The 11666-nt window shown below is 57.3% G+C and carries 13 protein-coding genes and 1 tRNA gene; 9 read left to right on the top strand and 5 right to left on the bottom strand.

Going from position 1 to position 11666, the window contains the following annotated elements; translation table 11 throughout:
- Positions 1-123: 123 nt before the first annotated feature.
- From hemJ to hemE, 3 genes are read right to left on the bottom strand one after another with little or no spacing between them, the layout of a single operon-like run.
- Positions 124-576, bottom strand: a complete 453-nt coding sequence (gene hemJ, locus JCM25354_RS10860) for a protoporphyrinogen oxidase HemJ (protein WP_025886038.1) — start codon at positions 574-576, stop codon at positions 124-126.
- Positions 573-1268 (bottom strand): HAD family hydrolase, encoded by a 696-nt coding sequence (locus tag JCM25354_RS10855; RefSeq protein WP_025886037.1) that lies wholly within the window; start codon positions 1266-1268, stop codon positions 573-575. The genes hemJ and JCM25354_RS10855 overlap by 4 nt, the downstream gene beginning before the upstream one ends.
- 5 nt (positions 1269-1273) lie before the next feature.
- Complete coding sequence (hemE, locus tag JCM25354_RS10850; RefSeq protein WP_025886036.1) at positions 1274-2329, bottom strand: uroporphyrinogen decarboxylase; 1056 nt, start codon at positions 2327-2329, stop codon at positions 1274-1276.
- A 318-nt stretch (positions 2330-2647) separates the two neighbouring features.
- Between hemE and JCM25354_RS10845 the strand changes: the two genes are divergently transcribed.
- From JCM25354_RS10845 to JCM25354_RS10800, 9 genes are all read left to right on the top strand, one after another.
- Entirely contained in the window at positions 2648-3280 is a 633-nt protein-coding gene (locus JCM25354_RS10845) for a Maf family protein (protein WP_025886035.1), read from the top strand.
- A gap of 83 nt (positions 3281-3363) precedes the next feature.
- A tRNA-Ala gene (locus JCM25354_RS10840) sits at positions 3364-3439 on the top strand.
- A 233-nt stretch (positions 3440-3672) separates the two neighbouring features.
- Positions 3673-3966, top strand: coding sequence for a YtcA family lipoprotein (locus tag JCM25354_RS10830; protein WP_148301485.1), 294 nt, complete (start codon positions 3673-3675; stop codon positions 3964-3966).
- A gap of 158 nt (positions 3967-4124) precedes the next feature.
- Positions 4125-4361 (top strand): biotin/lipoyl-binding protein, encoded by a 237-nt coding sequence (locus JCM25354_RS10825; RefSeq protein ID WP_148301484.1) that lies wholly within the window; start codon positions 4125-4127, stop codon positions 4359-4361.
- A complete protein-coding gene (locus JCM25354_RS21380; RefSeq protein ID WP_025886032.1) occupies positions 4336-4698 on the top strand; it encodes a hypothetical protein in 363 nt (120 codons plus the stop codon). Before JCM25354_RS10825 ends, JCM25354_RS21380 begins: the two co-directional genes overlap by 26 nt.
- A complete protein-coding gene (locus tag JCM25354_RS18325) occupies positions 4626-5099 on the top strand; it encodes an HlyD family efflux transporter periplasmic adaptor subunit (RefSeq protein ID WP_159103482.1) in 474 nt (157 codons plus the stop codon). The genes JCM25354_RS21380 and JCM25354_RS18325 overlap by 73 nt, the downstream gene beginning before the upstream one ends.
- Entirely contained in the window at positions 5096-7279 is a 2184-nt protein-coding gene (locus JCM25354_RS10810) for an FUSC family protein (RefSeq protein WP_025886030.1), read from the top strand. The genes JCM25354_RS18325 and JCM25354_RS10810 overlap by 4 nt, the downstream gene beginning before the upstream one ends.
- Before the next feature lie 29 nt (positions 7280-7308).
- Positions 7309-8841 (top strand): TolC family protein, encoded by a 1533-nt coding sequence (locus tag JCM25354_RS10805; protein WP_025886029.1) that lies wholly within the window; start codon positions 7309-7311, stop codon positions 8839-8841.
- Positions 8838-9290 carry a MarR family winged helix-turn-helix transcriptional regulator gene (locus tag JCM25354_RS10800; RefSeq protein WP_025886028.1) on the top strand — a complete coding sequence of 151 codons (453 nt, stop codon included), beginning with the start codon at positions 8838-8840 and terminating at the stop codon, positions 9288-9290. The genes JCM25354_RS10805 and JCM25354_RS10800 overlap by 4 nt, the downstream gene beginning before the upstream one ends.
- An 18-nt stretch (positions 9291-9308) precedes the next feature.
- Here JCM25354_RS10800 and JCM25354_RS18320 read toward each other — a convergent pair whose 3' ends face one another.
- Together JCM25354_RS18320 and JCM25354_RS10790 are read right to left on the bottom strand one after the other, a co-directional pair.
- Positions 9309-10481, bottom strand: a complete 1173-nt coding sequence (locus JCM25354_RS18320; protein ID WP_051537364.1) for a pyridoxal-phosphate-dependent aminotransferase family protein — start codon at positions 10479-10481, stop codon at positions 9309-9311.
- On the bottom strand, positions 10478-11666 hold a 1189-nt coding region (locus JCM25354_RS10790; protein ID WP_025886027.1), incomplete at its 5' end, for an allantoate amidohydrolase. The genes JCM25354_RS18320 and JCM25354_RS10790, both read right to left, overlap by 4 nt.

The following is an 11666-nucleotide window of genomic DNA, read 5'->3' as shown; positions in this document are numbered from 1 at the left end:
AACAGGCGGGGCTCTGCCCCGTTCCCCGCCAAAGGATAATTATCCTTTGGAAACCTGTTTGATCCGAAGCGGGAATCGAAGGGGCTTGTCCTTTAGCGGGTTCAGGGCAGAGCTGAATACCTCTCACCCCGAAAAAGGCCGGGCTACGATCATGATAACGATCACGACCATCAGGAGCGTCGGCACCTCATTGGCGATGCGATAAAACCGCTCCTGATGCAGCCGTTGCTCTGCGGCGAATTCGCGACGCCAGCGGGCGCAGAAACCGTGAAAGCCACAAAGCAGCAGCACGGTAACGAGCTTGATCCACCACCAGGGAGCAGACCAGTCAATCAAGCCCGGGATTGAGGCGAGCATTCCCCCCGAGAGAAGTGTCGCGATCATGGCAGGCGTCATGATGGCACGCAGAAGGCGACGTTCCATGATCTGGAAGCGGGCGCTCTCATCCGTGCCGGGGGCAACCTGGGAATGATAGACGAAAAGGCGGGGCAGATAGAAATTACCCGCCATCCAGGAGGTAAAAGCCAGGATATGCAGCACTTTGAGCCAGGGAAACCAGGGCATGAGGGCACTCATCTCGCCTGCTCCTTCAGTACATCGGCAAGAACGGGCACGAGCTCGTCCAAGTGGGCAATGCGCCTCAATCCGGTCCAGTCATGGGCAGGAGGCGGACCTTCGGCCCTGAGCAGGATACAGGCCATACCCGCATCATGCGCAGCCTGAACGCCGGTATCGGAATCCTCGATCACCACACAGCATGACGGGTCGATGTTTTCCTCTGCTGCAGCATGAAGGAAGACATAAGGATCCGGCTTGGGCCGCATCATGTCGCGTGCTGAATGGACCCTGTGACGTGGAAAGAGAGGAGAGAAACCGACGCGGTCGAATTTCACTTCCATTTCCGGCCAGGAGGAGTTCGAACCAACCCGGAAAGGAAGACCAAGTGCAGTAACGCCCTCAAGCATGGTGGCAGCCCCATCAATGGGCACCGCCTCGTCGCGCATCAGCTCGACCAGCTTGTCCTGCATGATAGCCACATAATCAGCACCGAGATCATGCCCTGTTTCGGCTTCAAGCTCGTGTTTGACTTGAGCCAGCGCCTTGCCGGCAAAACGCTCGATTGACTCTTCATCGCTGACGCCAATGCCATGCTCGCGGGCCACACGCGCCACAAGACGGCAGGAGGGTCCCTCGCTGTCGATCAGCACGCCATCGCAATCAAAGATCACAAGGCGCAATGCACCCGAGGGAGACAGGGCATGGGCCATGGTTCTCAGCCGATATCACGTACGGCGTTGACAAGGGCCCCGACATGCTCCGGCGGCGTCTCGGGCATTACGCCATGACCGAGATTGAACACATGCGGACGGCCCTTGAGAGCATTTCTGATCGTATGCGCCTCATCAATGAGCGCCTGACCGCCGTTTTTGAGAATGATCGGATCGAGATTGCCTTGCAGCGCCAGCGTGTCGGGGCAGAGCGTGGCCATCTGGGTCATATCGACGGAGGTGTCACAGGCCAGGGCATCCACGCCGGTTTCACGGGCATATTCAATCGCCATCAGACCGGCGAGACGCGGAAAGCCTATGATTTTCACGCCAGGTCGAGCCGCACGGATGCCCTGCACGATGGCGCGTGTGGGAGCGATCACATGCTGGCGGAACTGCGACGGTGGCAACAGACCGGCCCAGCTGTCGAACAGCATGACGGCTTCGGCGCCCGCATCGATCTGACCGATCAGCATGTCGGTGGTGGCCTGTGTCAGCAGATCGATGAGATCGCCATACAGGGCAGGGTCCTGCAGGGCCATGGCGCGTGTCACGCCGAACTCACGCGAGCTGCCGCCATCGACCATGTAGCAGGAAACTGTGAAGGGACTGCCCGCAAAACCGAGAAGCGTCGTAGGCTTGGGAAGCTCACGGGCCAGAATGCGCAACGTCTCCTGGATAGGCGCGACGATTTCGGCTACGCGTGACGGAGAAAGCGCATCGAGAGCGGCGCGATTGCGGATCGGCTCCATGACCGGGCCTCGGCCTTCGATGAATTTCAGGTCCTGACCCATGGCCCAGGGCAGGACCAGAATGTCGGAGAACAGAATGGCGCCATCCATGGCGTAACGGCGAATAGGCTGAAGGGTCAGCTCTGCCGCGATGTCGGGTGTGGTACAGCGCGTCAGGAAATCGGCCTTGGCGCGCTCTGCACGAAATTCCGGCAGATAGCGTCCAGCCTGACGCATCAGCCAGATCGGGGGAGGCCAGACAGCCTCTCCCTGGAGGACACGCAGAAGCGGTTTTACAGGCTTTGGCAGAGGTGAGATTTCGCTATCCATACCGATCAATAATCATAAAAGAAAAAAGAAAGATATCCTGTCGGATAGGTTGATCCCTGTGGATGACGGGGTACCCATCTTTCCGAAAACGTACACCAAGTTACCAACACTGTGTACAAACGATTAAGCCTTTGGTTTGAGGCATTTGCGGAGGTTATCCCGAAATACCCACAGAAGGGCTGTGTACAACCCACTGCTACAGCGGGAAACCGTACAATCCACGGTACTCGGTACGCCTTCCGCAGAATGCTCGTACAATCCCCATGTACCCCAGTACTGACGGTACTCATTCACCCCTGTGACACAAGGAGACTCGCCATGGAGTCGAATAGCCCGAATCCGGGTGTACAGCGCCTGTTTCTTGCCAGTGGATCCAAGGCACGTCTTGCTTTGCTCCAGGATGCAGGACTTGAAGTGACGGCCTGCCCCGTTGCGGTGGATGAGGTCATACTACGTGAGGAAATGAGGGCTCGGGGAACAGATCACGGCACTGTCGCTCTGGCGCTCGCAAATGCCAAAGCTCTAGGTTTCTTCAGGAATCATGGTTTTATGAGCGCCGATTTTGTTATTGCGGCAGACCAGATTCTCGAGTGCGAAAACACCGGTTTCGACAAGCCGGAGTCACTCGAAATGGCGCGTGATCAGCTTTGCCGTCTGAGGGGGCGTACACACAGGCTTCAGACAGCCCTTGTCCTGTACAGAAACGGAGAAAAGCTGTGGGAGCATCTTGCGACGCCGGAACTGACGATGCGTGCATTCAGCGATGCATTCCTGGATGCTTATCTGCAGCGTGAAGGTGAAGCCCTTCTGGCCTGTGTAGGGGCGTACAGACTCGAAGGGATGGGTGTACAGCTTTTTGAGTCGATCCATGGTGATCATGACGCGATACTGGGTCTGCCCCGATTGCCGCTGCTGGATGTACTGCGTAATCACGGACTGGCAAAAAAATAGTCCTGCGGGGGGCTTGTCAGGGCACAAGCCCCCCGCTATACCCGCGCCACTGGCCTGACCCAAGGGGCCGGTTCTGATACGGCGGGGCCATAGCTCAGTTGGGAGAGCGCCTGAATGGCATTCAGGAGGTCGTCGGTTCGATTCCGATTGGCTCCACCATCAAAATTCCAGAAAATAGAGCACAGACGAGCAACGCGCCGGTAATGACACGGCGCTTTCTGGCGTTTTCCGGATCAAAAAAGCGTATCTTTCTGCCTTCCCAGTATCGACCGTTTCATATCGGGTTCATCATCTACCTGAGCCGGATAATGCCTTTTCAGAAAATGGTTGATATATAAACCATATTGGTGTTCTTCCGTCTGACCGAGGAAACGAAATCAGATGATACAGCCATGATCCCTTTACGTTCTATTCCTTCATGCAAGGTTACCGCGTTGTGGCGTCTTGTCCCGTTGCCTGTCCTGACGCTTAGTGGCTGTACACGGGCACCTTTGCAGGATGTACTCGGCTCCTTTTTTCCGTCGTGGATGCTTTGCGCTACGCTGGGTGCTGTCGGCGCTGCGCTTTTGCGTGCCTTGCTGGGGGTATTCAACCTCCAGCAATCTGTTCCGGCGCCGATGTTGACCTATCTTGCCTTCATGGTAGCCGTCACCTTTCTGGTGTGGCTGGTTTTTTTCGGTCATTGAGCCGATGCCTGCCCCCTGTGGATCGGCCGATACTGTCAATCTCTCGTTGAGCGGTCGTCTTTTCCTGATCGGCCGGCACCTGCCGATCGCCAAGAGTTTGCGAGCGGTGCACTCATGAGTTCCTTACTTCACGTATCGGGGGTATTGCGCTCCTGGTTTTGTCTCTGGCTGCCTGTGTCGTCACCGGCTTTATGGTTCTGGAACGTCTTCATTCCCGCCCAAGAACAGAAGATGCCTATATTGCCGCCAATATTGTGCATCTGGCACCGGAGGTGAGCGGTCGTATCGTGTCTTTGCCGGTTCATGACAATGACAAGGTCAGGCGTGGACAGATACTCTATGTAATCGATCCCGAGCTATACCTATCGCGTGCAGCAGGCACAGGCGCAGGTTGACGGGCTTCAGGCGCAGATCGATGTTCAGACCAGTCAGGTCAGCTCACAGATTTCTCATGCCGGCGCGGAAGCCAGTGCTGTGCAGAGCGCTCGTGCCAGACTGGCACTTGCCCAGGCAACCCAGAACCGCCTGACTCCCCTTGCAGCACAGGGTTTTGTAACCCGTGAGGCGCTTGATCAGGCCCGAACAGAGACCCGGAGTGCCGAGCATCGCTGCAACAGGCCTTGCAATCGGCTGTTGCAGCGCGTCAGGCCGTACGTAGCGTGGCGCCTCTGCGTGCAGATCTGGCGGCTGCAAAAGCCCAGCTTCGTGAAGCGGAGCGCGATTTGCGCCTGACGACGGTGCGTGCGCCCTGCGATGGCATCGTGACGGATCTTAATATCAGCGCAGGTGAATATGCCACGACCGGTAAACCGGTCTTCACCCTGGTTGACAGCGAAGTCTGGTGGGCCATTGCGAATTTTCGTGAGACACAGCTTGTGGGACTGCTGCCAGGACAGAAGGTCAAGGTCTATGCCATGGCTCAGCCTGGTATGCCTATTACAGGCACGCTGGAAAGCCTGAATGCCGGTGTCGTGCCAGATGAAGGAACGAGTGCCAATGGCCTGCCCAAGGTGCCTCGTACACTGAACTGGGTGCGTATTGCCCAGCGTTTTCCGGTTCGTATCCGGCTTGATAACCCGCCTTCGGACCTGATGCGTATCGGAGCAACTGTTGTTGTGGTTGTCATGCGATGAGCGCGAGCCAGCTGGGCGCTGCAGGGGGGCACAGCCGGAAATGGCATGCAGATCCTCCTTCCACCTTTGCCTTTCTGAAAAAGGAGATGGCCCCGACGCCCGGTCGTGCCCGTAATACGGTGCTGCTGGTTGTGCAGGTCATTGTCACGATCCTGATCGGTGAAACCTTCCGGGTGCCCGATCTGCCCGTGCTGGTTTTCATCTGCTTTTTTCTTTCAGGGAATGACGCTGCGTCCAATACAAGCACTGCCCTTATGGGCGGTGCCGTGATTGTGGCAGGGACAGCCCTGACGATCCTGCTGATGATGGCAAGTCTGTCAGAGCCGGGACTCAGACTGCCTCTCATGCTGCTTCTGACGCTGGCTGCCGGTTTTCTGTCCCAGGCGATGACCATGGGATCACTCGCCAATATCCTGCTCTTCTGGATCGTCTACATGTCCATGAGCGCGGATATGCTTGAAACGGTCGGTTATTCTCTTGATGGCTTTATAGGCAATACGACCGATAGCGCTGTTCCCGATGCAGCCTTCATGCCTCCCGAGGAGGCAATGCTTCACACACTCCTCTGGGTAGGGGCTGTTTTCATCATCGCCCTTGCGATTATTGCAGTCGTCAATCGTCTTGCCGGTCATGATCCGCTGACAATGCTGCGAGAAGGTCTGGCACAGCGTTTTGAGGCCGTTGCACGCGCCTGCGAGACCGGTGCGGAGCCTCAGACGAAGGAAATGGGTGCAATCAGGGGGCTGGCAGCGCAGGGCGTGGCGACACTGCGCCATTTTCATGATCTGAGCGTAAAAATTCACCCTGAGATGTCAAGCCATCATGTTGGTCTAGCCATGATCCGCACGACGGCGCGTCTTGTCATGATCACACTGGCCTGGAGCCAGCTGGGGGCCGGAAGAGGTACAAGATTTCTCAATCGTACGGGTCAGATCATTGCACAATGCGGGCAAGTCCATACTCACGGGCGTGAACGGGCGCCTGCTATCGATTTTGATGAAGCGGAGCTTGAAAGCCTTGCTGCCGAGTTTCACGATGATCCGACGCTTTATCCTCTGGCCATCGAGTTCATACGCAGTCTGACCATTATTCATGGTCTGCTCATGCGTCCGGAGACGACGGCATCAAGTTTTGCGCCGGAAATCAGAGCGGCAGCACAGGGATTTTTCAGACCGGATGCTTTCACAAATCCGGCTTATCCCCGTTCTGCCATACGGATCGCGATCAGCGTCGTCATCTGCTACGCCATTACGCGTTTCACCTCATGGCCAGGTATCCAGACCTGCGTCGTCACCTGTTTTCTCGTTTCTCTCGGGACGGTTGGCGACACGGTGCACAAGATGCTGCTTCGCGTGATTGGCGCCATGATTGGTGCCGTGTTTGGTATAGGGACGATCCTGACCCTTATGCCGTCGCTTACTGATTGCCTTGATCTGATTCTGGTCGTGATTCCTGTGGCAATGTTTGCTGGCTGGGTCAAAAGCGGAAGCGAACGCATTTCCTATGCAGGGGTGCAGATTGCCATGGCCTATTTTATGACAATTCTGCAGGGATATGGTCCGACACTTGATATGGAGACGGCGCGAAATCGTGTCGTTGGCATTATTATCGGCAATATCGTGGTCTACCTTGTTTCGGCAGCCCTATGGCCAGTCAGCGCAACAAATGTCGCGCGCAAGCATCTGGTAAGCGCTGTCAGGAAACTGGGTGATCTGATCGTGATGCGTCGCGAGCGTGGTGACATTGCCGTTGATATCCGACAGGAGTTCGAACGAGAGAAATTCGGCAGCGCCATCGCAGCAACGCGGACCTCGCTACGCAATGCACCTTTTGAGGAAGAACGTCTCAAGGGAAATGCGTCCATTCCCGATGTCACGCAATCCCTGGTGACAGATATCCAGCTGCTTTCCATTCCTGTTGCGGTCATTTCTGATGTCAGACGCGAGCCTGATGAGAGGGCACAGCATTACATCGAGACAATACGCCTCTGGCTGGATGAGCTGGCTCAATGGCTTGAGGATGGTCGTGATGGTCTTGCCCTGCAGACGAGGCTTCCTGTCCTTCCCCATATGGAAGACGATCCCCAGCGCATGGTCTGGTTTGGTCTGCTTGATGAACGCCTGCGCGGCATCGTGCTGAATTACGATCCCGATGCGCGTGGACAGGTCGAAGCCGCATGATGAACTGTTCTGCTTCCCGGATTTTTCTGATGACACGCCATATTCTTCCTCTTTTCGTCGTCGCGTCGCTGCTTTCCGGGTGCAACGATACGCGTGATCTTGCACCGGAAACGGCAGACCATGCGTGGCATCCGAAGACCAGCACAGGACTCGTTCTGCCTCCGGATATACGCAATCCGCCGGTGTCAGCCGGGATTGAGCCAGATCACGCAATGGCACCCCATTCTGGTCCGGTCTTGCCTGAAGCAATCGACAAGGCAGTTTCCCTCCCTCAGCTGATCGATCTTGCAGAGCGTAACAATCCGCGCACCCGTATCGCCTGGGAATCTGCCAGACAGGCTGCAATCAATGTCGGTATGTCACGCGCGGCCATGCTGCCACAGCTGACTTTTTCTGCCATGGGCGGGTTTCAGCGTATGGCCCTGCCCTTGCCTAACTACCTGTCGAGCCGTGGCTATCTGACATCGAATGGGGCAGCCGCCTTCCCCAAGCTTGAACTCGATTACCTTCTGCTCGATTTCGGGCGGACACGTGCGCAGATACAGGAAGCGAAGTTCGAAACCCTGGCGGCCAATTTCGGCTTCTCAGCCGTGCATCAGCAGCTCATTCTGGATGTGATCAGCGCTTATCACCAATATCAGGCAGCACAGGCCATCGTGGTGGCCTCGCATCATGCTGTGGATAACATGGCCCTGCTTCTGCGTGCAGCGCAGTCACGCCACGATAATGGTGAGGCTACAATCGTGGATGTGGCGACAGCCCAGCGTAATCTGGCTCAGGCGCGTTTCGATCTCGACAAGGCTGATGATGCCGAACATGCTGCGCGCCATGCTCTGCTGGAGGTAACAGGTCTGCCTGCAACGCTTACCATGCAGATTGAACCTGTTCCGGCGCGTGATCTGCCGCATAGTTCGCCCGACCAGATCAAACAGCTCGTTAACCAGGCGCTTGCCTCTCGTCCCGATCTTCTGGCTGATATTGCCAAATTACGGGCTTCGGACCAGGCTGTTCTGGCGTCAAAAGCGGCGCTTCGTCCGCGTATCTCTTTTGCAGGTTCCGCTTCGGGCTATCTGGGTGCGCTAAAAACCTATGGCACGGGGCGTTCTGCTCCCGCTTCAGCCATTGCCCAGCCAGAAGCGACTGCTCTTCTGCAGATCAGCTGGCCGATCTACCAGGGCGGATTGCGGGCCAATGCCATTCATATGGCTGAATCCCGTCGCGATGCGGCAGAAGCAACCCTTCTGAAGGATCGTCTGAGCGTCGAGCGTCAGGTAGCAGACAGTCAGGACGCGCTAGAGACTGCACTGGCTCAGGTCAAATCGGCTCAGGTGCTCAATGACGCTGCAAGAACGGCCAATGAGGGCGCAAGTCAGGCTTATGCGAATGGTGTCGGAACCATGACAGACGCCTCGACTGCCGCTGCAGCCCTGTTCGAAGCTCAGGCGTCGCTCGCAGTCAGTATTGCCCAGGCCTTTACCAAGGCGGCCTCTCTCGCTCATGCCACAGGACAGCTCGATCTGGTGAACAATGTGCCGGATGGTCTGTCCGAGGCGACTCCATGAGAGGGATGACAGCCGATACGCCGACTATGGGGCGTATGATGGCTCTGATTGCCCGGCGATGGCGACAGATACTGGATACAGAGCTCAGACCCCATGATCTGACGGATGCTACTTGGCAACCTCTGCTGGAACTCAAACGTCATGGCAGGCCGCTTCACCCGAAGGAAATCGCCGACGCATTACTGCTCGACAAATCCTCAATGGTGCGCATTCTGCGCACGCTTGAGGAAAAGGGCTTTGTTACCAGAGAACCGGATGAAGCGGATCGCCGGGCATTTTTCGTCACTCTGACCAGAGAGGGCGAAGCCCGTCTCCAGGAAGTCATGCGTCTGTCACGCGAGATCGAGATGCGCGCGATCTCAGGCGTAGCGGAGGAGGATCTGGCCGCTACGCGCCGCGTGCTGAAAGCCATTCATGACGAAATCCAGTCAGTGGAGACGCTTCCGTAGGCTCCGCTGTATAGCGGGTCATGTCTCGCTCTGAAGCACGGCTTTGAGCGCAGCCAGTGTCAGGCGCACCTTGTGCAGCTCGGCATTATAGCCCATCGCGCCAAGACGCCAGATTCTGCCTGCCAGCGGGCCAAAGGCCGTGCCAATCTCGATCTGGTATTCTTCGCGCATGCGGCTACGCACACGCTCGCCATTGATTCCTTCGGGGATATACACGCCGGTTACGTTGCTCATCCGGTAAGAATCCTGACCGTAGAGCGTAAGGCCGAGGTCGCGTAGCCCTTCCGACATGGCCTTGCCAGCCGCAATATGGCGGGCAAAACGGTTTTCCAGCCCTTCTTCCAGAACCAGACGGGCGCATTCACGCGCTGCATACAGCATCGACGTGGCTTCGGTGTGATGGTTCAGGCGTTTCTCAGACCAGTAATCCATCACCATCGCCAGATCGAAATAATTCGAACGGATAAAAGGGCGTATGCCGTCGCTGATATCGTCGCGACGAATGCCGCTTTCGACTTTGCGTCGTGAGAAAATGAATTCTGCAGCCCTGTCGGAGACGGTTATGGGGGCGCTACCCGGCGGGCCACCCATGCATTTCTGAAGCCCGGCGGAAATCACATCGATTTCCCACTCATCGGTGCGCACCGGCATGCCACCCAGTGTTGCCGTGGCATCGATATAGGAAAGGGCACCGTATTTGTGACAGAGCGCGCCAACCCCTTCGAGGGGCTGGGCTGTGGTCGTGGAGGTGTCGCCATGAATGGCAGCGAAGACAGCAGGGCGATGTTCGGCAAGTGCAGCTTCGATCTGCTCTAGCGTCGCAACCTGCCCCCATTCGAGATCGATGGTGGCGATGTCGGCACCCAGACGTTCGGCGATTTCACCCAGCAACATGCCAAACCGGCCCGAGCGGATGAGCAGCACTTTAGCACCAGGTTCGATCAGCGAGGTGAGTGCGGCTTCGATCCCGGCACGCGCCGAGCCGTCGATCAGGAATGTCCAGCGGTTTGTGGTCATGAAGACCTGACGATACAGATCCATCGTCTGGTTCATGTATTCCGTCATCTCGGGGTCAAACTGGCCGAGCATATCGGCGCCCATGGCTCGTAATACGCGCGGATGCACATTTATGGGGCCTGGTCCCATCAGCAGGCGCTGGGGGGGATCGATCTCACCATAGAAGTTGCTCATCGTTCTTCTCCAACGCGTGTGATGAAACTGACCAGCGTGCGATGCGCCGCCTCGACATCGTCATTCTCGACGGATTCCGCTGGGTTGTGGCTGATACCGCCTGCACAGCGGATGAACAGCATGGTCATGGGCGCCAGATGGGCCATGATCATCGCATCATGCCCGGCCTGGCTCAGCAGGACTGGCGGGGTGTAACCCATGGTGTCGATAATGGCCTTACGCAGGATCGCATTCAGCGCCTCGTCGCACAGGGCGCCTTGTAGATCCTGCACCTGTTCGACTGAAAGTGTGATGTTACGTTTGAGGCTGATGGCCTCCAGTGCTTCAAGAATTTGCCTTGCGGCGTTTTCACGCACACCCGGTGTGACTGCACGGATATCGACCGTCATGATGACATGACCCGGCACCACATTGGGCGCGCCGTTTTCGACGGTGAGAAAGCCGACAGTCGTGACCAGATCGTCAGGCCCGGCCGCGCCAATAGCTTCTATGGCTGTAATGGATTCGGCCGCAGCAGCAAGTGCGTCCCGCCGTTCATGCATGGCCGTGCCGGCATGGGCTGCCTGTCCCTCCAGCGTGATACGATAGCGATATTGGGAAGCAATACCGCGCACCAGACCGAGAGGGAGAGCGGCCCGCTCGAGATGGGGTGCCTGCTCGATATGCGCCTCGACATAGGCCAGCACGTTTTCGCGTCGCGCCGTCTTGAAACGCGTTGTGGAAAGCCCCCAATCGGCCAGAGCCTTGCGTAGCGTAATGCCGTCGCGATCAGTCACGCTGTCATCAATGGTCTGGGCCAGGCCGGCAGCCGAGCGCGACCCCATCATATAGGTTGAAAAACGCGAGCCTTCTTCATCGCCAAAGCCGATCACCTCAAGCGCGAAGGGAAAACGCCGGTTGTGCCGATGGAAATGGGCGACAGCCTCGATGCCAAGCGTGACGCCAAGTATGCCGTCATAACGTCCGCCATCGCGCACGCTATCGACATGCGAACCGATAAGGAGAACCGGCGCATCTGGCGTCGTTCCTGCATAATGACCAATGATAGTGCCGACCGCATCCGTCTCGACGCTCATGCCGGCTTCGTCCATCCACCCGGCCAGACGCCCGAGTGTCGCCCGATGGGCGGGGCCGAGATAGGGGCGAAACAGCCCATCAGCCTGATCGCTATAGGGGATCCCCGAG

Origin of the sequence: Asaia prunellae JCM 25354 (assembly GCF_000613885.1) — a bacterium.
Classification (GTDB): domain Bacteria; phylum Pseudomonadota; class Alphaproteobacteria; order Acetobacterales; family Acetobacteraceae; genus Asaia; species Asaia prunellae.
This window is presented reverse-complemented; position numbering and strand designations above follow the sequence as displayed.

Bases quoted from the DNA above. Each gene is read 5' to 3' on its own strand.
- JCM25354_RS10800 (WP_025886028.1), top strand. From the start codon at position 8,838: ATGAGAGGGATGACAGCCGATACGCCGACTATGGGGCGTATGATGGCT.
- JCM25354_RS10855 (WP_025886037.1), bottom strand. From the start codon at position 1,268: ATGGCCCATGCCCTGTCTCCCTCGGGTGCATTGCGCCTTGTGATCTTT.
- JCM25354_RS10830 (WP_148301485.1), top strand. From the start codon at position 3,673: ATGATCCCTTTACGTTCTATTCCTTCATGCAAGGTTACCGCGTTGTGG.
- JCM25354_RS10810 (WP_025886030.1), top strand. From the start codon at position 5,096: ATGAGCGCGAGCCAGCTGGGCGCTGCAGGGGGGCACAGCCGGAAATGG.
- JCM25354_RS10805 (WP_025886029.1), top strand. From the start codon at position 7,309: ATGACACGCCATATTCTTCCTCTTTTCGTCGTCGCGTCGCTGCTTTCC.
- hemJ (WP_025886038.1), bottom strand. From the start codon at position 576: ATGAGTGCCCTCATGCCCTGGTTTCCCTGGCTCAAAGTGCTGCATATC.
- hemE (WP_025886036.1), bottom strand. From the start codon at position 2,329: ATGGATAGCGAAATCTCACCTCTGCCAAAGCCTGTAAAACCGCTTCTG.
- JCM25354_RS10845 (WP_025886035.1), top strand. From the start codon at position 2,648: ATGGAGTCGAATAGCCCGAATCCGGGTGTACAGCGCCTGTTTCTTGCC.
- JCM25354_RS18320 (WP_051537364.1), bottom strand. From the start codon at position 10,481: ATGAGCAACTTCTATGGTGAGATCGATCCCCCCCAGCGCCTGCTGATG.